The 21,564-nt window shown below is 69.3% G+C and carries 16 protein-coding genes and 1 pseudogene; 11 read left to right on the top strand and 6 right to left on the bottom strand.

What is annotated here, in order from left to right:
• Positions 1–22 precede the first annotated feature (22 nt).
• The 3 genes from ACZ34W_RS35105 to ACZ34W_RS35095 are packed head-to-tail and all read left to right on the top strand — an operon-like array spanning position 23 to position 7,267.
• Positions 23–1,201: a restriction endonuclease-related protein gene (locus ACZ34W_RS35105; protein WP_465610015.1), complete on the top strand. Its 1,179-nt coding sequence runs from the start codon at positions 23–25 to the stop codon at positions 1,199–1,201.
• The gene (locus ACZ34W_RS35100; RefSeq protein ID WP_465610013.1) at positions 1,198–4,485 is read left to right on the top strand and encodes a hypothetical protein; all 3,288 of its coding nucleotides are present in this window, start codon (positions 1,198–1,200) and stop codon (positions 4,483–4,485) included. Before ACZ34W_RS35105 ends, ACZ34W_RS35100 begins: the two co-directional genes overlap by 4 nt.
• Positions 4,486–4,498: 13 nt before the next feature.
• Entirely contained in the window at positions 4,499–7,267 is a 2,769-nt protein-coding gene (locus ACZ34W_RS35095; RefSeq protein ID WP_465610011.1) for an RNaseH domain-containing protein, read from the top strand.
• A 436-nt stretch (positions 7,268–7,703) separates the two neighbouring features.
• Here ACZ34W_RS35095 and ACZ34W_RS35090 read toward each other — a convergent pair whose 3' ends face one another.
• Positions 7,704–8,012: a hypothetical protein gene (locus ACZ34W_RS35090; RefSeq protein WP_465610009.1), complete on the bottom strand. Its 309-nt coding sequence runs from the start codon at positions 8,010–8,012 to the stop codon at positions 7,704–7,706.
• Positions 8,013–8,028: 16 nt separating this feature from the next.
• Between ACZ34W_RS35090 and ACZ34W_RS35085 the strand changes: the two genes are divergently transcribed.
• The 3 genes from ACZ34W_RS35085 (at position 8,029) to ACZ34W_RS35075 (ending at position 11,484) form a co-directional block, all read left to right on the top strand.
• Positions 8,029–8,481, top strand: coding sequence for a hypothetical protein (locus ACZ34W_RS35085; RefSeq protein ID WP_465610007.1), 453 nt, complete (start codon positions 8,029–8,031; stop codon positions 8,479–8,481).
• Positions 8,482–9,006: 525 nt separating this feature from the next.
• Complete coding sequence (locus ACZ34W_RS35080; RefSeq protein ID WP_465610005.1) at positions 9,007–10,500, top strand: HNH endonuclease; 1,494 nt, start codon at positions 9,007–9,009, stop codon at positions 10,498–10,500.
• Positions 10,501–10,605: 105 nt separating this feature from the next.
• A complete protein-coding gene (locus ACZ34W_RS35075) occupies positions 10,606–11,484 on the top strand; it encodes a WXG100-like domain-containing protein (protein ID WP_465610003.1) in 879 nt (292 codons plus the stop codon).
• A gap of 284 nt (positions 11,485–11,768) precedes the next feature.
• On the opposite strand, the gene ACZ34W_RS35070 is transcribed toward ACZ34W_RS35075, so the two are convergent.
• From ACZ34W_RS35070 to ACZ34W_RS35055, 4 genes and pseudogenes are all read right to left on the bottom strand, one after another.
• Positions 11,769–12,383 carry a hypothetical protein gene (locus ACZ34W_RS35070; protein WP_465610001.1) on the bottom strand — a complete coding sequence of 205 codons (615 nt, stop codon included), beginning with the start codon at positions 12,381–12,383 and terminating at the stop codon, positions 11,769–11,771.
• Between the two features lie 260 nt (positions 12,384–12,643).
• A complete protein-coding gene (locus ACZ34W_RS35065; protein WP_465609999.1) occupies positions 12,644–14,236 on the bottom strand; it encodes an SMI1/KNR4 family protein in 1,593 nt (530 codons plus the stop codon).
• Between the two features lie 72 nt (positions 14,237–14,308).
• Positions 14,309–15,527 (bottom strand): annotated as a pseudogene (locus tag ACZ34W_RS35060) (IS110 family RNA-guided transposase).
• 1,566 nt (positions 15,528–17,093) lie between these two features.
• The gene (locus ACZ34W_RS35055) at positions 17,094–17,273 is read right to left on the bottom strand and encodes a hypothetical protein (protein ID WP_465609997.1); all 180 of its coding nucleotides are present in this window, start codon (positions 17,271–17,273) and stop codon (positions 17,094–17,096) included.
• 355 nt (positions 17,274–17,628) lie between these two features.
• Here ACZ34W_RS35055 and ACZ34W_RS35050 point away from each other — a divergent pair, with 355 nt between their 5' ends.
• Positions 17,629–18,558, top strand: coding sequence for a hypothetical protein (locus ACZ34W_RS35050; RefSeq protein WP_465609995.1), 930 nt, complete (start codon positions 17,629–17,631; stop codon positions 18,556–18,558).
• A gap of 420 nt (positions 18,559–18,978) precedes the next feature.
• A complete protein-coding gene (locus tag ACZ34W_RS35045; protein WP_465609993.1) occupies positions 18,979–19,692 on the top strand; it encodes a hypothetical protein in 714 nt (237 codons plus the stop codon).
• A gap of 29 nt (positions 19,693–19,721) precedes the next feature.
• On the opposite strand, the gene ACZ34W_RS35040 is transcribed toward ACZ34W_RS35045, so the two are convergent.
• Entirely contained in the window at positions 19,722–19,958 is a 237-nt protein-coding gene (locus ACZ34W_RS35040) for a hypothetical protein (protein WP_465609991.1), read from the bottom strand.
• Positions 19,959–20,100: 142 nt separating this feature from the next.
• Between ACZ34W_RS35040 and ACZ34W_RS35035 the strand changes: the two genes are divergently transcribed.
• The 3 genes from ACZ34W_RS35035 (at position 20,101) to ACZ34W_RS35025 (ending at position 21,487) form a co-directional block, all read left to right on the top strand.
• On the top strand, positions 20,101–20,358 hold the full coding sequence (locus ACZ34W_RS35035; RefSeq protein ID WP_465609989.1) for a hypothetical protein: 258 nt from the start codon (positions 20,101–20,103) through the stop codon (positions 20,356–20,358).
• A gap of 5 nt (positions 20,359–20,363) precedes the next feature.
• On the top strand, positions 20,364–20,732 hold the full coding sequence (locus tag ACZ34W_RS35030; RefSeq protein WP_465610033.1) for a PIN domain-containing protein: 369 nt from the start codon (positions 20,364–20,366) through the stop codon (positions 20,730–20,732).
• Between the two features lie 212 nt (positions 20,733–20,944).
• Positions 20,945–21,487, top strand: a complete 543-nt coding sequence (locus ACZ34W_RS35025; RefSeq protein ID WP_465609987.1) for an SIR2 family protein — start codon at positions 20,945–20,947, stop codon at positions 21,485–21,487.
• Positions 21,488–21,564 lie beyond the last annotated feature (77 nt).

Here is a 21,564-nt window from a genome sequence, read left to right as displayed (position 1 = left end):
GTTCGTGCGCCATCTTGTGCGTGTGGCGTTGAAAGAACACGACAACCCGCGCATTCGCCGCGAACAGGCACTGACCGCCTGCTGCCTGGCCGTTTCCGCCCAGGCGAACAGCACGCTGGCACCCGCGGACCGGGCTGCGGTGCTGATGGACTGCCTCGGAGTACTGCGCGCCTCTCACCCGGCGGGCCGGGCAGCCCGGCTGGGCATGCGCGAGTTCCGCCACGCTCTGCGAGGCCCGCTCGATCGGCTCCTGCCACCAGACGAACTCGACGACGGCTTCGGCGAGTTGCGCCTGTTGGACGAGGACGGACTGGCCCGTGACGCCCTGGAGGACCTGTGTCGGGAGCATCTCGTGCCACAGGCCGCGCTGGAGCGCCACTGGTCCTGGCCCCGGATCAGGGCGGAGCAGGAGGAGCGGCGCATGTTCGAGGTGATGCGGCGGCTGGAGCCGCAGGAGTACCGGCAGGCGAGGGCCCTGCTGGCCGAGCACCCGGCCGGGCCGGCCCGGGTGCTGCGCCGTACCTGGGACCAGTTGTGGATGCGGTTCGACTTCTTCGAGCCGGTCAGCGACTGGCCGTGGTGCCAGCTGGAGGGCTGGTGGTACCCGTGCCCGAAGTGCCGCTGGCCGATGCGGGTGGCGCGCACCGGCCACGACGTCGAGGTGCGCTGCGAGGCACACCGACCCCGAGGCGTGCACTACCGCCTCTCCCGCGAGGCGGACCGGCATGGGATGGCGCCGCTTCTGGTGGGCACGGGCAAAGCGTCCCCGAAGGTCACAGGTCTTCCTGCCAGTGCGGACCATCTGGCGCTCACCCGTCCCGTGTGGCGCTACGCCGCGCTGCCCACCCTGCTGGAGCTCGAGTTGCGTGACCGGTTGCGGGGCCGGGCGCACGTGGAGGTGGAGATGTGGCCTGGTGAACTGCGGCCCGACGAGTACGACTTGAGGATCACCGTCACGGCGCCGGGCCGGCCGCCACGCACGTGGTGGGTGGATGCCAAGGACTGGGCGTCCGCCAAAGGGCTCGCCCAGGCGCTGCTGGAGCGTGAGCCCAAGCGCCGCACCCTGTACATCGTGGTGCCCGACCACCGGGCCCACGAGGTGGCGTACCTACAACAACGGCTGGCGGGACGGCGGACCCAGGTCCTGACCCTCACACGCATCGTCGACCAGGTCAAGCGAGCCGCCGGGGGGACGCGGTGAGCGACAAGGACGAGGAGGAGTGGGCGCTTCGAAAGGCGGCGCTGGCCTTCGTGATGGCACTGGCGGACGAGTACTTCGGGTTCAACGACACCGCAGGGCAGCGGGTCGTGCCCCTCGACCAAGCACACGTCTTCGCCGCCGCCCGCACCGACTTGTGGGAGCTGTGGCCCAAGGTGCCCCGCCGGGTGCGGGAGATGGCCGGGGGGTTCTGGCACGTGCGGCCTCCCGAGCTCGCCGACGGGAAGGAGTTCCGCCAGCTGGCGCGCTGGTGGGCCTCCCTCCCGGACAGCCTGTACCAACTGCCGCCTGGTGTCGCGCAGCGCAAGGCGGAGTACCTGCTGGCCGCCCACGCCCAGCAGCCGCTGATGCTCGCGCGGGGCCTGCTGCGCGAGGCCGAGGAGATCTACTACGGCAGCCGGGGCCCGCAGCCGGTCGCCACCGCAGGGACCTGGCTGTTCGGCAAGGACTCCGTCGTCACGATCCCGGACGGGGAAGGCGAAGCCGGCATCACGCCGCTGCGCGTGCGCACCGCCCCCTACCGGGAAGGGGCTGTCCTCTCGCGCCGCCGGGTGCTTCGGGCGGTGGGCCGACAGGTGGCGGCGAACGAGCGCAACGCCTGGAAGCCAGGGCTGATGGGCCGCTTCTACGGCCGTCTGCTCGACACCGAGGACCGCGAGGCCACCCAACTGCGGATGCCAGCGGGCAAGGTGACGGTCGTCAACGCCCCGACCGGCGTCGGGAAGTCCGTCCTGCTCAGGGCCGCCGCACCGCTGCTGGCCCGGCACCGGACCGGACCGGTTGCGGTCGTCGTCGGGCAGATCCACGAGAGCCTCAGCAACGCCGAGCACATGAGCGACGCCGAGGAAGAACTCGCACAGCACACCCTCGCCGAACAGATCCGACAAGACGACGACCTTGTCCGCCGGACCGCCTCGGAGTTCGCCGCCGCCCACCCCACGCTGAAAGTCGTCCCGCTGGTCTCCGGTAGCCGACTGGCCGAACAGGCCGAACGCGCCCTCGTCCAAGGCCGCGAGGAACGGTTCGAGGCGCTGGCGTACGGCTGCGAGATCTCCAGCTGGCTCACCTCCGGGGAGCAGGTGGAACGCGGATCCGAGCCGTGCCTGTCCCTGCGGCCGGCCCTCGCCGCGGGCGAGAGCGAGGAATCGGCAAGCGCGTCCGTCTGCCCCCGCCTTGGTGTGTGCGGCAAGTACGCCCTGGTGCGCGAGGCCGTGACTGCGGACGTGATCGTCACCAACCACCACAACCTGCTGGGCGGGGTGGTGTCGGTCCCGGTCGAGACGGACCAGGGCGTGCTGGGCCGCATCAGCCTCCTGGAGTTCCTGATGCGCCGCTGCTCGGTGCTGATGGTCGACGAGGTCGACCGGATGCAGCAGACCTGGTGCGAAATGGGTTCCCACGAGTTCACCCTGGCCAGCCGCGGGTTCTACGGTTCCTCGCTGCTGCTGGAGGTCGACCGGCAGCGCCAACGCCTGGACGCGGCCAGTGACCGGCGCCTGGTACCTGTCCTGTTCAAGACCCGCGGCCTGGGAGAGCAGTTCCTCAACTACGTCCTGGAAGGCGACCTGTGGCTGGACCCAGCCGAGCACGATGACGACGAGCGGCTGAACTCCGGCTGGCACGTCCCCGGTGCGTGGGACCGCTGGCTGCTGGACAAGCTGCTGCACGTCGACATCACCCAGCCGATCGACGAGGACGTCTACCGGGAATTCCGCAAGATCTTCCCCGACCGTAAGAAGAGGAAGAAGAACCCTCCCCCGGTCGCCTACGCCGACCTCGCGGCGCTCCTGGACAAGGCCGTCAGCCGCAACGCCAGCCACGATGCCCTGCCCCCGGTGAAAACCGAGATCGACAAGGCACTGGGCAAGCTGGGGGTCCCCAAGCACCAGCGCTCGGAAATCATCAACGCGCTGCTGGTCCGTTCCTGGCTGGGCTGCCTGCACCAGGCACTGCGCCACCTCAAGGCCGTGCTGGCGGGCATGGGCCGCCGCGAGCAGATGACCGCCGGCCGTGACCTGGCCCAAGCCCTGGGGACCTTCACCAACAACCCCGCCTTGCCGTTCGGGCCGCTGGGCTACCAGCTGATCGGCTTCAAAGTGGAGAAGGACCAGCGCGGCAGCGGCCGCCTCGCCGTGCAGGCACTCAGCGGTGACCCGCACACCAGCACCGTTCAGCTCGGCGGCACCATCGCCCTGGCCACCGCCGGCGTCGAGCGCAGCATCCTTGCCCTGTCCGCGACCGCCTACTTCCCCGGCGCGGCCAAGGAGCACCTGCACACCCTGCCCGCCTACGTGATGACGGACGCGACCCCCGGAGCGGTCACCGCCCGCCCGGGCAACGTCTCCGACACCGCCAACGGCTGGAACCCCATCGCCATCGGCGGCCAGGACCAGGCCGACAAACCCGCCAAACTCCTCGACCTCGGCGCACGCCTGTGGACGGACCGCCTCTCCGAGCACCTGCGCGAGCTGGACAACCGCGAACCTGACCGGGCCCGCGCACTGGTGGTCTCCAACGCCTACAGCCAGGCCATGGTCCTCGCCGCCGGCATCGCCTCCAAGATTCCCGACCCGTCGTGGATCGCCGTGGTCATCCCGAAGGACGGGCCGCCCGGCGGCGTCGCCGTCCCCTCCGGCATCGTCATGATCACCGTCGACCAGCTCGAAGACCTCCCCTTCACCCACCCCGAGGTCAAGGTGGTCTGCGCGCCGATGCGCCTGGTCGCCAGGGCCCTGAACATCCTCATCCCCGGAACCGACCGATCCGCCCTCGCATCCGTCTGGGTCGCCACCCGCCCGCCCGCAGACCTGCACTCCCCGACCGCGATGTACGCCAGCCTCGGCGCCGCCGGAATCAACGCAGGCCGCGCCGGGCCGGACCCCGCCCGCATGCTCGCCCAGCAGAGCCGCGCCGCCCACAAACGCATGTACCAACTGCTGGCCGCCAGCCCGATGCTCTCCCGGCTGCCCCAGTTCCTCAAGATCGAAATCCTCGCCGGAATCCTCGTCGACATGATCCAACTCGCAGGCCGCGCCCGCCGCGGCGGCACCCCCGTACAGCTCTACCTTGTCGACAACGCCTTCTTCGCCACCCACTTCGGCACCGACTACCCCTCCCTCCTACGGGCCTACTACGACGGACTGACCGAACAGGAACAGCACCACCTGCGCCGCACCTACGGCTCCACCCTCACCGCATGGCTCGACCTCGCCCACGCCACCGACCAGCCCCACAGGGTCCACGTCCCGCTCCCCGCCGCCGCGTAACGGAAGACTTCCCATGAGCACAACGACCCGCATGTCCCTGCTCGCCACCCACACCGACGAGAACCTGCTCGGCACCACCTACCTCCACCCACTGCCCGACAAGATCGCAGTCGCCTGGCCGGCCCTTCGCCAGATGTACCGCGGAATCACCGGCTCCAGAGGAAACCTCCCCTACGCGGGCCTGCTCACCGTCCTGCGCGCCACCGGCTACACCTGCGCGTCCCTCTACCCCACGAGCAAGGAACACCCCCCGAAGTACCTGGCTACCAGCCGCCCCATCGACCGCGACGACCTCCACGACGCGATCCTCCTGTGGGAGCAGGCCCTGCTGCTCACCGAACGGGACAAGTTCTCCTTCGCCTACCAGAGCGAGATCGCTGACCTCATCGCCGGCACAACCCCCGAAGAGACCTCGCTCTGGGCACAGTTCACCCCCACCGGCGACTGCATCGACGCCCCCGGCTGGGCCTGGAAGGCCGCTGGCTGGGCCGTCGCCAGCAGGCTCGCCGCCACACCCTGGGAAATCGACGGCAAAACCGTCCGCTTCCGCCTCGACCTGGACGGCAACCTCCTGGTCTGGGACCGGGACCTGCTGTGGACGAACACCTGGGGTGCCGCGTACGGCGATCAGGACACCGACACCCCCGACCAGCAGAACACGGCATGGAAGAGCCGCACCCACTACTCCACCCTGCGCCTGGAGGTAGCCGCCAAGTCCTACCCAGGCCTGCGCGCGCCGGTCGCCGCCATCGAGCCCCTCGTCTCCCGGCTCGGCAACACCCTCCGCAGCGCCCGCACCGGCTGGTTTGCGCCCCGAGCCGCCGACGGTCCGCTGCTTCGCCTCGCCTTCGGCGGCCGAGGCGAGCACACCCACCTCGATCACACCACCCGCCTCGCCCTGGACGCCTGGACACGCCTGCACGGCGAGGATGTCTTCCCCCGCGCTGAGGACGAGAGAGAGTTCCTCGCCCCCAGCGCCTGCGACCTGACCAGCAGCCCGGGAAACCTCCGCGTCCTCATCCCGTTCTCCGGTGCCTACTCCATCGGCAGAGGGTTCGGAATGTACGGCCACCGCGAACTCGCCCGCTTCTCCACCGCCACCCTCGGCCAACCGCTGCTCCAAACCGAGCAGATCGCCGGCCGCGCCTTCGGCAGCCGGCGCACCACCCCCCAGAGCCGCGACAGCGTCCTGCTCGACGACCCCCGCCTGGGCGAGATTCTCATGGCAGCCGGCCGCGAGCGCCTCCGGATCCTCGTTCTCTACCGTCACCAGAGCGAGCGCACCCGCATGCAACGCCTGCTCGCCTACCACTACAACCGCCCCGACCTGGCCGCAGCCATGCCCGAAGGCGAGCCGGTGCTGCTGAATGACCACGTCGAGGCATACCTGCAGTGCGCCAATGACCTCCTGCACCACGGCGGCGACCACCACCAACAGCGCCCCGCTCTCGCCCGGCAGCTCCACGGACTCGACGCCCCCGAAGGGACCCGGCTGCTGGCCCTGTGCCAGACCGAGTACGACGCCAAGGCATGGGGACGCCAGCGCCGCGAATCCCGCAAGACCGACTCGACCGCCACCGACCCCTACGAGGGCGACGCCAAACCCCACGTGGTCCGCGAACTCGCCCGCCTCGGCGTCCTCACCCAGTTCCTCACACCCCACAAGACCACACGGCGAAACCCCCGCAAGAAAGAACGCGAGATCACCACCGACCTCGACCAGCTCGGACACGAACTCGAAGGCGACCACCGCGGCCACACCGCCATCGCCGACATCCACCGAACCACCGGCCTCATCCACCCCCGCCTCACCGACGCCCTGACCACCGGCCCCAACGGGACGAAGGAACCACTAGCCCACGTCGGACTGCACCTGCGCCAACAACTCGGCAAACGCCGAGGACCCTCCACCGAGCCGCCGCGCCTCATCTGGACCCTCGTCGCGCTCGTACCCAGCCCCGACCGGCTCTGGCAGTGCCTGGCCTACCTCCCCAACACAGACTCACCCGGCGGGATCTGGCTCGACTACGCCACCGCCAACGTCCTCCATCGTGCCCGGCGCCTTCCCGAAGGCCGTCGCAACGATGCCCAGCTGCCCCGGTCCATCGAAAACGCCCTATGGGAACTCAGCCCCTTCTCCGGCGCCGCCACCGGCTATAACCTCTACATCTCCGGCGACGAGGCCCGCAGCATCTGGCCGCTCCTCGCCAACCGTCACCTCGGCCGCACACCCGAACCCGACGGCACACTCGACAAGCGCCCCGCCCGCCCCGGCTCCACCCTTCCACCCGGCTACGGCCCCCGCGCTGTCCTGCGCGTCACCGCCGGAGGCGACCACATCGCGACACCAGCCCTCGTGGAGCGGCTCGAGAAGACCAACGAAGGAGAAGCCGAGTATCAGGCGCGCAAGCTCTCTACGGGCATCTTCCGGATGAGCGGTACTACCCGGACCTTCATCCTGTGCAACTTGCCCGAGCAGTACAAGGGAGGCTCGCGTCACGCCCGCGCCGGCGAGCACTACACCCGCTGGGCCGCCACCTCGGCAGAAGAGCAGGCCGAGACCTGGTACAGCCACACCGCCACCGAGATCAGCGTCCTTCACCTTCCCGACGGCCACGACCCTGTCATCTCCGCTGTCGCCGCCGCCCGCCTGTGCGACCACGCCCTGCACTGGAACCACCGCACTCGCTACCCCGCACCGATCCACCTCGGTATCCAGATGGACAAGAACCACTGGGAGTACCGGCGCACCGTCGATGAGGAACAGGAGGCCGACGGCTGAACCTGCATCGGCCTGGCCCATCACACTGACCGACGAGGCCGTGGCTGACTGCACGTCAAGCTGTCCGGCACACGAGGAACCCAGCGACAATGGCGGGCTCCGGCGACTCCAAGGCGGAGCCCGCCTTGACGTGCCGGTGGGCAGCCTTGTCCGTACCGTCACGGGCCCTGGACGGAGGTGTGGGCTGTATGGGTGAACTCCGAGAACTGTCGACTGCTGCTGTCTGCCGAATGGGTGACGCCACGTCAGAGTTGCCGCATAGCTTCATGTCGTATACGCAGGGATCGACATGAGAGGCGCAAGGTTGGAGAAGGACACGGAGCTGAATCAACTGTGCGAGCAGCTTCCCGAGATTGCCGCGCAGCACGGACTACGGCTGCTGCCCGCCCGGCCGGACGGGAACCTGTGCCGGGCAGACCTGGAGGAGAAGGACCTGTCAGTACCGGAACTGTGCAGCATCGCCGGCGAAGCCGGAGCACGCCTGCTGTTCGTCGGCAAGGTCCTGTTCGACGCCGAGGCGTTCCTCGCCGAACTCCCCGAGGACGAGGAGGAAGACGAGTACGACGACGCAAGCCCAGGGTATGGACTGACACCTGCTCACAAGAGCTTCTTCCGCAAGGTGCAGCGCCTGGACGGGAAGCTCGCCGGCCTCGAGCTGGCGGTGAACCTTGACGGGGTGACGGTGTTCTGGACCCGACCGGCCGCGTGGCTTCCGGGGCTGCTGGAGGAGCGCGAGCGGCTCCAAGAGGAGCAGCGGACCAGTGCCGAGGAAGCTCGCACCCGCCACGACCAAGACCTCCAGGCTGGAGGACCTGGCCTTCCGTGCGGCCCCCAACCCTGCAACCCGTCGCCGCGTTGCCGACAACCTCCTGCCAGCCCCGGCCGACGACTCAGCCTCCCGCCGTGCTCGTTGGCACGGGATCGACGAAGCATTGGCAGCCGTCGAAGCCACCGCCGTGACCATCTTCGCCGATTACCACGACCAGATCAGCGACCTGACCGACGAGCTCCTCGCCACTGGCACACTCCAGGACGCGCATACCAAAGAGGCCCGGAAGATTCTGACCCGCAGTTTCCTCCAGCAGCGCTCCGGTAACTACGCACCGCCCAGCGACTTGGTCACCCTCATGGTGGAGGGACCCCAACTACGCCTCCAGAAGAACCGGCGACCCACTGCGGGCATGCAACCTGACGCACTGTTCGCCGCGTCGTAGTAGCTCATCCGGCGAGCTGGCAATGTCCTCCCGGCCACTGAGCAGCGGTGAACTCGCCCACCGAGCTCACCGCTGCCAAAGATGGCCATCACGGCCAAGACAATGCTGTATCTTCAGGCCACTGTTCGGTCTGCGCAAGGGCGGCGCGAGTGCGCCCGCGATCGGCGCTGCCTCGGACGGGCTGAAGTGGATCGCTGCAGTCCTGATCGTGTCCGTGACAGCGCGCCCGCTCCTGATTCTCCTGGCCTGACGGCAGAACGACATCGTGCTGCACGGCCGCGAGCGCTGAACCCCCTCAGGTTCCACAACGGCCCATAACTTACCCCCAGAGCTGGACCAGCGCGGCGGCTTTTGGCCAGTCGGCGTGTGAGGTGGTGGGCTTCGGCTGGAGGACCGTGCGCAGCGCCGGCGGACAAGACTCGAAGGCTTCTGCAACAGGGGAGGCAGGGGGCTGACCCGGTGATGCTGTCAGGGACGGGTGATAGATCATTAACGGAGGCTGGACAGTCACTGTCAGGGGTGCGGGTGTCGGATGTGGTGATGCGTGGTCCGTTGCGGGATATCGCACGGCTGATGCACGTACAGAGCGGCGTCGACGCCGAGGACGCCTACGCGGCGGCCCTGTGCTGGTGGTCCACCGCCGTGGCACCGTGGGTGAACACGTCCCGGTGGTGGACCTGCCTCGTATGGGGGGCCTTCCTGACCTCGGCGGACCGGCCTCCGATGATCGCTGCTGCCTTGGAGAACGCTGGCCTCCAAGCGGGCCGGCCAGGTAGGTTCCCCTCCCTCACCGTCCAGCCGGACGTCACCACCGAGGCCGGCCTGCGAACAGCCCACGCCACTGTCGCTAGGCGCACCCGGCCAGGCAGCGCTTTCTCCATGCTGCTCACCGGCAGCCCGATCAAGCACGGCATATTGAGGACGTCCGCCGACGAGTTCCTCGCCTCCACTCTCAGGAGAGCCTGGGACGGCAGGGACTACCGCCATGACGACGAGCGGAGTCGTCTGAGGGATCTCGGTGTCCTGGGGGACCTTCCTCGGATCGGCGTGCTGTGGGAGATGCAGGAGCGCCACTGGCGGTACGAAGCGCAGACCGATCCTGCTTCGTCGACCCGGCTCCTGATCTTCCGTTGCAGGGGTACGGACACGCACTCTGCCAGGACTGTTGACCGCCAGGCACGGGCAGCGGCGACACAGGCGGTGGCCGAACTGGTCCGCGTCTATGCCGACCTGACCGACCGCCAGGTTCAGATCGGCATGACTGGCGAGGCCGCCGAGAAGTTCGGTCCGATCAGGGCCACCGAGCAGCTTTTCGACAGCCGGCCGGCTCTGCCGGAATGCCAGCTCTTCCGCCTGGACGACCACACGCAGCGGATCGCAGGCGCCCTCGCCCTCGCCGAGGACACACAGGTAGTCACGGGGGATCACATCGAGGCGGCATGGTCCCTGGCAGCCCGGTCCGGCCGGGACCGAGCTCGGCTGCTCTGCCCCGAATACCAGGACCTCGTCGGCGGCATCCTCGACGCGACCAGCGCCGCCGTCGCGGCCGCGACCGGTTCGCCGGAGGCGCTGTCCGAGCACGAGCTCTCCCGGCCCCCCAGATTCGAGACGGGGAACACACCGACCAAGACGATCAGGCGAAGGAACGGGAAGATTAGACGGGACACCGCGGTGGCCCAGGACATCAAGGACTGGTATGGCAACCAGTGCCAGATGTGTGGGACCGTCCTGCGGATCCCGGGACCACGCCAGGCGATCAGCGAAGCCGCCCACATCCGCCCCCTGAGCAAGGGAGGCCACGACTACATCGGCAACGTCCTGTGCCTGTGCCCCAACTGCCACACCCAGTTCGACCAAGGCGGGCTTTACCTGGACGACGAGCTGCGGGCCGTCGAAACAGTGACCGGCACAGTCCGAGGGCATCTCACAGTCGATCCTCGGCACGCCATCACGCTGGACAACGTCCAGTGGCATCGCGAATGGCACCGGCAGGGCACGTCCTCAGCAGCACAGCGCTGATCTACCAGGAAGTCTGCTGATCGGCCGTCACCGTCGGCTGCGGATCTCATCCCGCTGGCACAGGCCGTCGGACAGCTCGGCGGAACCGCGAACGGCCTGTACACCATGGCCGTCAGTTACCTGCGGACCGAGGCCGACATCGCGGCCAGCCTGATGGCGCCACAGAAGCTGCCAGCCTCGGCCAACCCACAGTGCGACGAGGAAGCGGCCAAAGCCAAGCTCCAGTCCACGGTCGGCCACGCCGGGGGCGGGGCCGTGCATGAAATCCTCGCCAAGTTCTGGCCGCAGGGCGACCCGAAGAAGCTCCGTCAGGCGGCCAAGGACTGGAAGCATCTCGCGGAACTGGTCAGCAGGCTTGGCACCGAGGGCGACAAACGGGTCCAGCGGGTCACCGCGTCCAGCAGCTCAAGTGCCGTTGACTCGTTCGTGGCGAACTGGGCGAAGGTGCAGGACGGCTGCGCGACGTCGGGCCCACTGCTGAACAGCGTCACGAACGCGGCCTACAAGCTCGGCGTGGCGTGCGAGTCCTACGCCCAGGAGGTCGAGGACCTGCGCGACACCCTGGAGGACCTGGCCGTCGCCGTGGGCCTCGTCGCCGGCGCCGGGATCGTGCTGACGGTCTTCACCTTCGGTATCTCGGACGCGGCGGCCGCCGGCGGGGAGGCTGCGATCGCGGCCGAGGCCGGCGCCGCGGCGGTCGCGATGACCGCAGCCGTCGAAGGCAGTGCCGAGCTCGCGGTTCTGGCCGAGGCCGCAGCTGTCGTCGACGCGGCGGCGGCGAGCATCATCCCGGTCGGCGCCGCCCTGACCGCCACGGCCGTCGCGGGTACGGCCCTAGGCTGCAAGTCGCCGTTCCGTCTGGACAACGCCGACGGGGTGTTCGAGTTCGCGTACGAGAACACCATGCAGGGGGAGGAGAAGAAGTTCTCGGAGTGGCAGGTGACCAGGGTGGCGTCGATGTCCAGGACCAGGTCGGGCAGTTGACGCCCTCCGTAGCCAGTGCCGTACTCACCGAGCGCCTGAACGACATCGAGGATCGGTCCGGTGCCCGCGACAATGTCGTGCGTTTCCCGAACTTATGAGCGGGGGCCAACGGCTACTGGGTCGGGCCAGGCCTGTCGGCGCTGTCTTGCTGGGCTTTCGTGCGCAGCGAAGTTCACCCGACCGAGCTGATCCACTCGAACTCGTGCCCACCAAGCTGGGGACGACAACGGCTGGCAGGTCACCAAGCCGGCGCCGCTTGGAGCCAGTTGACCGTGTCCGCGGGCTCATTCCCGAAGGTTCTTCGACCAGTCACCCCGAGGGCGATAGGCACGGCTGTCACCGACCTGCTTCGTCCCACCGGGAACGACGTCCCCGTGGTACGGATACTGCTCGGTCACCGCCGCCAGCAGGAACTCCAGGAAACCGCCCTCGAACACGTCCCACTCCCACATCGAGTGGAACTTGGCGGCCACCGGCCACCGGTCCGGATCCGGGCCCCTCATAAGCCAGAAGAAATGGTCGGAGGAGTAGTTGTTGCCCCACTTCAGCAGGCCGCCCTCGGCCGGGAACAGCGGATACGGGCACTCCCTGTAGTCCCCGTCCCGGTAGCACTCGGCCAGCCAGGCACAGTATCCGTAGGGCTCCGTCGTGTTGTACAGAAACCCCTCGAAGCCGGACGGCACCGCGGCGTGGGGACTGGGGACTTCCGTTGGTGTGAAAATGTGCAGCTCGTCCCTGATGCTGACCGACCCGTACCGGTCGGCGAACGCCCGGTAGTCCGCGGGCAACTGGAAGCCGATCGCCGCAGGTGCGAGCTCCCACGGGACCGGGGTCACGCCGTCCGCGGGCGGCGGCCCGATCACCACGCCGAGTCGATCCAGCATCTCCTCGATGTCCATGTCCACTCCCATCGGTCGCCCGTTCCCGCCGGAGGCTATCCGCCTGCGGTGACACCGCAGGCGGTAGGGCCCAACCCCGAAGCGTCATGGCACCCGAACTGTGTGAGGGGGCCCCAGACGCGATTGAGCAGTGGCTTCTGAACACATTGACTTGACAGACATCCCATGAGCTGGAGTGTCAAACGGCGAGTGGGTGGGCCCAGTGGCCTGCTTCGAGGTGTGCCCCCGGGTCGGCGGCGGACCGTCGGTCGCGGACGATCTCACTTGCCGTCAAGAGCGAGAGTCCCTGTGACACGAAACGGCTCCCCGGCGGCCAGGCCGAGTCGTTCTGCCCAGGACAGCGCCTCGTCGCGGGAGGCCTTTGCATCGGCCAGGCGGGCGGCGGCCAGGGTAGACGGGAGCTGGCCCTGGTCCAGCAGGGCGGCCCACTGGCTCCCGGTGAGGGCCAGGAATCGCAGGTCGGGAAACTCGGCAAGCGAGGTCAGGTCCCGGACGTCGGCTTGGGAGAGGTCCAGGCCGCGCAGGTTCGGGACGCTGCGGAGTGGGGTGATGTCGATCGGGATGGTTGTGGTGAGGTCCAGGGAGGTCAGGTGCTGGTGGCCGTCGAGCGGTGTGAGGTCGCCACCGTGCAGGGTGACGGCCAGGGACTCGACGGGCAGGGCCCGGATGGGGGCCAGGTCTGTGATGGCGCGGCGGCTGAGGTGGAGTCGTCGCAGGTGGGGCGCGCTGGTGAGCGGGGTGAGGTCCATGGGGCTGGTTGGGGCATGGGCTTGGATGAGGACGGCCTGGAGGTCGGTCGGGATGTCGTGGGGGATTCCGTCGCTTCGCAGCTCGGGGTCGGAGCCGGAGGCGAAGGGTCCTTCCGTGAAGTCGATGTAGTCGACCTCGTCCTCCTCCACCTCGTAGGTGTCTTGCTCCAGCAGGTCCAGGTAGCGGGCGAGGAGGGAGGTGATCGAGTCGGCGACGTAGAGCGGTCCGTCGTAGTAGTCGCGGCCGATCTGGATCACTTGGCCGGGATGTCCGGCCTGGGCCGGGGACATGTCGACCGCCAGGTAGTTGCCGTCATCAGCGGTGGCGAACGGGAGCCAGGCCGGATGCTCGTGGCAGCGCCGGACAGTGTCGATCGGTTCGGCGTCGAGCACGACCGAGTCCCAGGAACTCTCCCAGCCGGACCACACCGGTTGGCGCAGGTCGGCGTTGACTGCGACCAGGCGTGCCAGCGGCATCCAGCCGAGGTTGCCGAAGAGGCCAGGCGCTTCGTCTCCGCTGCCGTCGGCGATCAGGTAGAGCGCGCGCAGGTCGGCGGGCAGCGGCCGGCCGAGGCGGCGCTCGGCGTCGTCGAGCGCCACGGTGGTCACGGGTGGCGGCAGCTTTTCGGCGTGTCCCAGGATTTCGGCACGCCGCTCCAGGTAGGCGCGGAGCCGGGCGACCGCCAGGTCCGGATTGCCCGCTGGGGCGGCGGTGCCCTCCTCCTGGGCGAAACCCGGTTGGGACAGCCGGTAGTCGTGATCCAGGACGGTCAGGAAGCCCGGACGTGAACCGTGAAGGCGGGAGACGGTGTCCCGGGACGCAACCAGGGTGAACTCCCCGGACGGTTGGCATCGGATCTCCAGCCTGGTGCGCTCCCAGCCGCGGGCCGCGCCCACCGCCGCCGTCACGTTGTCCAGGTCCTGGAAGGTTCCGGAGGGGTGGATCGGCTGCGGCTTCGCGCCGGCGATGGTGTACCGACCGGAGACGCCGAGGCCGAACAGGCCTTCGGTGCTGACCAGCACCGCCTCCGTCCATCCCTCGGGTGCGTTCGCCGTGATTTTCTCGGCCACCCGCGCAACGCGCTGCTCTACCAGCTCGGCCATGCTCTGCTCCGGTTCTGTCGGCACTGCCGGTGATCATCGCAGGCGGCCATGACAGACCCATGAGCTGGAGTGTCAAGCGGCGAGTGCATGGGCCCGATGGGACCAGGCCGTCGCCTCGTCGTACGGTGTGCACCGGTCTTGAGGCAGCCGTGCAGGATGCCGACGAGCCGGTTGGCGAGTTGGCGCAGGGCGGCGTTGAATTCGATGCCGCGGGCCCGTTGCTGCTCGTAGTAGGCCCTGGCGCCGGCGGAGACCCGCAGTGCGGAGAAGGCCTGGGCGATCAGGGCGTCGATGAGCCGGTCGTTGCGGACGTATCGGGCGGTCACGACCTTCTTCCTGCCGGAGGCTCGGGTGATCGGGCTGGTGCCGGCGTAGTTCTTGCGGGCCTTGGCGCTGGCGTAGCGGTGAGGGTCGTCGCCGAACTCCGCGAGGACCCGGGCGCTGAGCATTGGTCCCAGTCCGGGCTGGGAGCGGATGATCTCAGCGTCCGGGTGCCGGTCGAAGAAGGCCTCGACCTGCCTGTGCAGGAAGTTGACCTGCTCGTTCAAAGTGACCAGCAGCGCGACGAGCGCGCGTACCGAGTCGGCGTAGGCCGCAGTCACAGCGGCGGGCTGACCCAAGTGCTTGGCGCGCAGCACGGTCTGGATCCTGGCGGTCTTGTCGGCGATGTTGCGTCGGTGGGCGCGCTTGAGGGCCGCGCCGATCTGCGTGGTCGTCAGCTTCGCCGCGGTCGCCGGATCAGGTGCCTTGGCCAGCAGCTCCAAGACGTCGGGGGCGTCCAGGTCCTCGAATGCCTCCAGGGCAGCGGGAAAGTAGTCGAGCAGGGCGTGCCGCAGCCGCTGCGTGGTGCGGGTACGTTCCCATATCAGGGTCTTGTGGATGCGCGTCACCACCTTGACCGCTTCAGCGTCGGCGGTGTCCCCGGAGACCGGGCGGAGCTGGTGGGAGTCAGTGCGCACCATATCGGCGAGCATGTGTGCGTCGGCCGCGTCGCTCTTGGCCCCCGAGACCGCCAGGCGCTCCCGGTACCGGGACGCCTGCAGCGGGTTGACCGCGACACCGTGTAGCCAGCCCCGATCAGCGCCTGCACCCACGGTCCCCGATCGGTCTCGATCCCGATCACCACCTCAGCCTTGCTGTCCCCGCCGAGCTCCGCACCGATCATCGCGTGCAACCGCTCAATCCCCGCGACGCCCTCCGGCAGCCGAGCCTTGGACAACCGGCGCCCGGCGGCGTCCATCAACTCGACGTCGTGGTGATCCTGGGCCCAGTCGTCCCCAACGAACAGCAACTCGTCCTCCGTCATCGACCTCGATCGGCAGTAGCCCGCAGGAGAACCATCAGCGACCTAATAAGGCTGGGCTCACGCCGCAACCGGGCGGGCACGACATCCCATCAGCGATTTCGCTCCTGGCCGACCGGCAGGGGCACGATCTGTCAACAGGACTCGATGTCCAGGGAAGAAAGGGTGCTCACCTGCCGGCGGCTACCGGGCACCGAGTCTGCCGGATGGAGCCTCGGTAGGTCTTATTAGGGAACGCCACCTCCCCCGAGACTCGCGCCCGCGAGGCCCAGGCCACCGTCCTGCCCGTCCTGGAACCACTGCGCCGCCTGCTGCCGCACGGCGGTCTGGCCAAGGGCACCGTCACCGAGGCCACCGACACGAGCCTGCTCCTGGCCCTCGCCGCCGGGCCCGCCACCGCCGACCCGCACGCCTGGACCGCCGCCGTCGGCCTCCCCGACCTCGGGTGGGCCGCGGCCGCCGGCTACGGCCTCGACCTGACCCGCGTAGTGCTCGCCGATAGCCCCGGCGAGCACTACACCGACGTGATCAGCGCGCTCGCCACGGCCTGCCCCGTCGTCCTCGCCGCCGCCCCCACCGGCCTGGCGCCCCGCGCCCTGGAGCGGCTCGCCGCCCACGTGCGCCGCACCGGCACCGTCCTTCTCACCCCCGGCCCATGGCCCGGCGCCCAGTTGCGCCTAGACGTGACCGCCAGGGCCTGGTCGGGCTTGGGGGAGGGGCACGGGCAGCTGACCGGCCGGAAGGTGAGGGTGACGGGTGTCGGGGCGGGGGTCGGCCGCGCGTGGGCGTGGCGCGCAGTTGTGGCTTCCGGATGCGACCGGGGCCGTCAGCGTGGGGGAGGCGGGTGCGGCCGTCGAGGGGAGGCCGGGGGAGGCCGTGCTCGCCGCGCTGGGGTAGCGGACGCGGCACCGTCTGTCGGGGCGGCCGGACCGCACGCGTCGGCCGCCCCCAGGTCGGGCCGGGACAAGGCCCGTCCGGGATCCGCTCCGCCGAGGCTCCAGGGACGGCCCGCTGCAGCTGGCTAGGACGGTGGGCGGTGGTCAGGGTGTTGGCGGGTGGTGACCACGGTGCGCCAGCGGTGGCGGACGGTCTCCTCATCGTCGAGCCACCGGTGCTGGACGGTGCAGTGAGTGGCCGGCCGGCCATGTAGTGGGAGATGTCGAGGTAGTAGGCGAAGTCGCCGTTCGCGGTGGCGTCGGCGAGTCGGGCCAGGGCGGCGGTCAGGTCGTCCTGGGCGTCGCGGAGGGCGTAGCGGAAGGCGAGGGCGGTCTCCCGTAGGGGGAGGACAAGCTGCGCGCCCAATCCGGCCTTGCACGGGTCGCCGCGCAGGGCAAACAAAAGACGGGAGTCTGCACAGTAACCCCGGTAGCCACCACCAGCGCTTCCGCTGGCCGGTGGGACTGGGAGGAGTGCTCGTGACGGAGTCGACCGGGGCAGGGGGCGGGTGGCATGGCGTGTCCTCCAGGTGGTGCAGGCCGTGCTGGGGGCGGGGAGGCTGGCGCAGGAGTTGGGCCTGCTGTGAGTAGCCCCCGGCCCAGGCGGACCGGGGCCGGTCTACAGGTGGCTGCTGACCTGATAGCGGTCGGCGCCTTCTCCCGCTTGCCCCCGCTCTCGGTTCGGCCATCGCTTCAGCCGACTGCGGACGGCACGGACAGCGGCGGTGCCGGCCGTGATGGTCAGGGTGGTGGCGAGGCCGCCGAGGAACGCGGGCAGCACGGCGTACAGGATGCTCATTGCGCCGCCTCCCGCGGCCAGAGCGCGCTCGGTGTGACGGGCGCCGGCGTCAGCATCTCCGTCCTGTGGACCCTCATCCGCTGAACTGGTGGAACAGACGGCGTGCCCTCGGCGCCACGAGTCTGAAGGCACGCCGACCGGCCCCGTGTGCTCGTACCGCCCGCACGCGGCCCTGCTGACCAAGTAAGTACCGGCGGCTCCGCGACCTACCTTGCGGCCGGTGTCTGGGCTAGGACCCGGGGCCATAGGTGTGATCTATATCACACCTATTGAGCCAAGAATCTTTGCTGGATCGGCCCGCTGTCAGGCCTAAGGGGTGGGAGGACTCTCCCAAGAGACGGAGGAGTGAGAAGAGATGACCACCGCAGCCCGAGGCTGTGCCCTGTCGGTCGGGGTCGCAGCCCTGCAGGACCCCCCGGGATGGACCGGTCGGCCGGTCCAGTGCGAGGGAGAGCCCAGGAGCCAGGACCCGATCCACCAGGGGATCGACGCCATGCTCTTTTGCGTGATCCTTGGCAGGAGCGCCTTCAACACCATCCCCGGCGTTGTTCCCGCCGGCCCGGTAACCATCAGCTGGACCCCGATGAGCCTGAACCTCGACTTTCGGATGGTTGGTTTCGGTCTCGGGAGCCACAACCCCAAGCACTGGCGGCCGACCCGTGAGGTGCTGCGAGCGGCGCTCACCGCTCGGTGGGCCGCGATCGAGGGCAAGTACGAGGTCGTTGACGACTTCACCCGCAATGTCCTCGGCCACGTCAAGCCGGAGCGTGTGCGAGACGCGGTGGTCACCGCGCTGCTCGGCGACTGGGTGGACCGACTTGGCGGTTACCTGACCGACCCGGAGTTGCTGGCCATCCTGCACAAGTACACGGCCGCGGAACGCCGACGATGGACAGAGCTGTGGGAACGGAGGACCGGAGGGTTCAGCTGCAAGGGCAGCGACGGCATCGTGCGGACCTATACCGGGAAGCGGGTGTGGCTCTTGGAGGCTCCGAACCGCGACGGTGTGACGCTCCGGGACGTGCTCCCCGGCTGGCCCGCCACCGACGCTGTCCTCGTGGACCACAACTTCGCCGACCCCCGGATCGATACCGTGCTCCGCGGCCTCGACGCCACGGAGGCCGCCGTCGCCAATCTCTGGGCCTCCCGCCGAGGCAGTTGGGCCGACGCTGCCCTGGACCTCGGCCTGACCGCGGGCGACGGCGAGCGCGTGCGGCGCAAGCTCCACCGCCTCGGCGACCGCCACACCGCCCGGGTGCTGGCTGCGGCGGGGGTGACCCGATGAGCATCCTGTACGCCGCGCTCCCCGAGTTCCTCGGCGGCCTGGCCGCCGCGCTCACCTTCGCTGCTGGCACCGCCGCCTACCGGGTCATCCGTGCCTGGCTCAAGCAATAGGACTCCGGGGGGTGTTTTGGCGACACCCGGCGACAGGCCCGACGTCCCGCCATCCGGCCGGGTGACGATCCGCCGGATAACGCCATGAGCACGGGTTCAGTTCCGGACAGCGGCGCCGCTCAGCTTCGAACGGCTCCGCTGTCCCGTTTTTGAACGCGGCGACCTCCCGGCCCACCTGCTCGTTGGGCAGACCGTGACACGCCGCCAGCTCGGCCCCGGCGCCGCCCTGTGCGAGGCCCTGGCTGCCGCTGGACGGCGCTGTCCGCCCTAGGTTCTGTCCGGCGGATCTTCGTGCGGCATCATGTGCGAGGTGACCTCGACGCAGCCTGATGACCTGATCACCCGCCTGATTGAGGCCGACAAACCAGCCGATGTCGTCCATGCCGGGGCCGCTTGTCTGGCTGGGATGCTCGGCGGGTTCAGGTGGGTCAGGTCTCGGCACTCGCTGGAGCGCCAGGAGTCGGTTCGCCGGGGGGTACTCCAGCTGGAGAAGAGCAAGTGGAACCGATCGGGACACTTGATCAAGTTCACCGTGACGAGCCTGACCGTCTTCGACGACGACCTGGGCAGGTGGCGTCGGGCCAACCCCGAGTTGACCGTTCGCCGACCCGAATCCGTGGAGTCGATCGTCTGCGCTTCCAGCTTCCTCGACACGCCTGGTCAGCACTTCGTGGTGCTCACCCAGCCCGAGGAGCGGCCGACGAAACTGGAGCAGTTCGCAGCTCACCTTCGTGACACCGCGCTCCCATGGTTCGCCAGTACCGCCGACCCCGAGCAGATCGCGCGGACAGCTCCTGATCCTCTTCTCACCGGGTGGGGGTTCGCGCAGGATCTGATCGAGTTCCTTGTCAGCACCGGCCATCACCCGCAGGCGCAGGCGCTCTGGAAGAGGGTCCAGGAATACCAGCCGGCCCATCAGCAAGCGTTCGCGGCAGGCCGGGCCATGGCCGGGACACGAGAGCGACCCCGCTGGCACACGCACGAGGCCCTCGGGTGGAGTGCCTCCGTCCTGGGTCTGCTGTAGGGGGCGCTCCTGCCTAGTGAAAGATCTACCTAGATAAACCGGACCTTCTCTGTCGAGAGTTTTGTCACCGGTGGCGAGGTCGTAACGCAAGCACCGGCCCTCGTCCTTCCGAACTTGCCGCTGCCGGCCTGCCCGGCCACGAACACCACCACCGGCCGCTCCTGACGGACCGCGCCCCAAAGCCCGGCCGTTACGACGGCCCGCTCCAGAACCACGCCCCTCTCGACGCCCGACAACACCACCGGGACGGTCTCCCACTCCTTCAACCCGCTGCTCCTCGCCGCTCAAGGCCTCGACAGGCGGACCCGCCCACCCTCCATCATAGTGGGTACGTTTACGGGTACGTACCCAGCTAGCGGGATGCGGGTACGTACCCGTATTCTGATGGAGACCGAGAGGAGCACCCCCATGGCCGACGCCAACGTGCGCATCCCCGCCGAGACCCGCGACCGCCTCGCCGAGATCGCCGCAGCCGAGCACCTGTCCCTGCGCGCCTACCTGGCCCGCCTCGCCGACACCCTGCTCACCCCCGCCGAGCGCGCCGAGCGAGCCGAGCAGGCACGGCGGCAACTCCAGGCCTGGAACGGCTACGACCCCGACCCCGCGCACACCCAGGAGCTCGACGCCGAACTCGACCGCCGCCTGGCGCAGGCAGCCGCCCAGTGACCCCACTGCACGTCGTCCTCGACGACACCGCCATGGTCGCCGCCGGCCGCGGCAACGTCCTCGCCTCCCGCCTCATCCACCGCGCCCACTCCGAGCCCGGCTGGTACCTGTACGCCCCGGCCTGTGCCCTCGTCGAAGCCGACCGCAGCCGCCCGGGCACCGCCGAGCACCTCGCCGCCCTGCCCGGCCTCACCCTCCTCGACCTCGACCTCGCGGCCGCCCTCGCGCTCGCGAAGGAGAGCACCTGGGCCGAGGCGCACACCCGCTACGCGGCCGCCCCGACGCCGGAGCGCCCCGACGGCGCGTTCGTCGCCACCGCCGACCCAACCCGCTGGAAGGGCCAGCCGGTACGCGTCATCGACATCACCTCCTGAGCCCGTCACCAAGACGGCCGGGTCCCCCTGAGCAGGCGGGGATCCGGCCGCCTGCGTGTCGGCCAGCGGCACGCGCGCTTGCTGTGGATCTCGTGAAACGGCGCCACGTGAGGGAGGCAGAACCCTGGCGCATTATCGTCACTCTGACATAAAGTGGGGGTGGCCGCCCGCTCCCGGAGCTGCCGTCGCCGCCGCGCGCTCAGGAGGCCCCCGTGGACTACCCCGTGACCGAACCGCACGTGAACCTCGCCTTCGGCCTGTGCGCCATCCCTGGCGGCTACGCCGTCCTTCTCGGCGCCGGCGCCTCCATCGCCTCCGGTATGCCCTCCGCCTGGGACGTGCAGCGCGACCTCATCCTCAAGCTCGCCGCCGCCGAGCAGGCGAACGTCCCCAACAGCGAGGACGGCCCCTTCGACTGGTACCGCGAACGCCACGGCCGCCCCGCCGCCTACGACGACCTCCTCGACGCCCTGACCAGCACCCCCAACGAACGCCAGGCCCTACTGCGCTCCTACTTCGAACCCACCGCCGAGGAGAGGGAGCAAGGACTGAAGGTCCCGACCGCCGCCCACCACGCCATCGCCCGGCTGGTCGTCTCCGGCCACATCCGCGTCATCCTGACGATCAACTTCGACCACCTCATGGAGACCGCGCTCCGCGACACCGGTATCGAACCCACCGTCGCGTCCGGGCCGACCGACCTCCGCGGCATGCTGCCGCTACACGCCCAGCGAGCTCTAGTAGTACTTCGTTAACTTGGCTTGATCCTGATCTGTGCATCGGGCATCCTGGCGGGCGTGGACTTGGGGGAGATTGAGCAACTGCGTGGCGA

It is taken from the genome of Kitasatospora sp. NPDC022856, assembly GCF_055561235.1.
The sequence above is the reverse complement of the archived record's forward strand: the minus strand, read 5'-3'. Positions and strand labels throughout refer to the sequence as shown.

What these genes read in the sequence shown, in the direction of transcription:
- ACZ34W_RS35070 (WP_465610001.1), bottom strand. Translation starts at nt 12,383, where the DNA reads ATGGACATCGAGGAGATGCTGGATCGACTCGGCGTGGTGATCGGGCCG.
- ACZ34W_RS35075 (WP_465610003.1), top strand. Translation starts at nt 10,606, where the DNA reads ATGGCCGTCAGTTACCTGCGGACCGAGGCCGACATCGCGGCCAGCCTG.
- ACZ34W_RS35095 (WP_465610011.1), top strand. Translation starts at nt 4,499, where the DNA reads ATGAGCACAACGACCCGCATGTCCCTGCTCGCCACCCACACCGACGAG.
- ACZ34W_RS35055 (WP_465609997.1), bottom strand. Translation starts at nt 17,273, where the DNA reads ATGAGCATCCTGTACGCCGTGCTGCCCGCGTTCCTCGGCGGCCTCGCC.
- ACZ34W_RS35050 (WP_465609995.1), top strand. Translation starts at nt 17,629, where the DNA reads ATGACCACCGCAGCCCGAGGCTGTGCCCTGTCGGTCGGGGTCGCAGCC.
- ACZ34W_RS35065 (WP_465609999.1), bottom strand. Translation starts at nt 14,236, where the DNA reads ATGGCCGAGCTGGTAGAGCAGCGCGTTGCGCGGGTGGCCGAGAAAATC.
- ACZ34W_RS35035 (WP_465609989.1), top strand. Translation starts at nt 20,101, where the DNA reads ATGGCCGACGCCAACGTGCGCATCCCCGCCGAGACCCGCGACCGCCTC.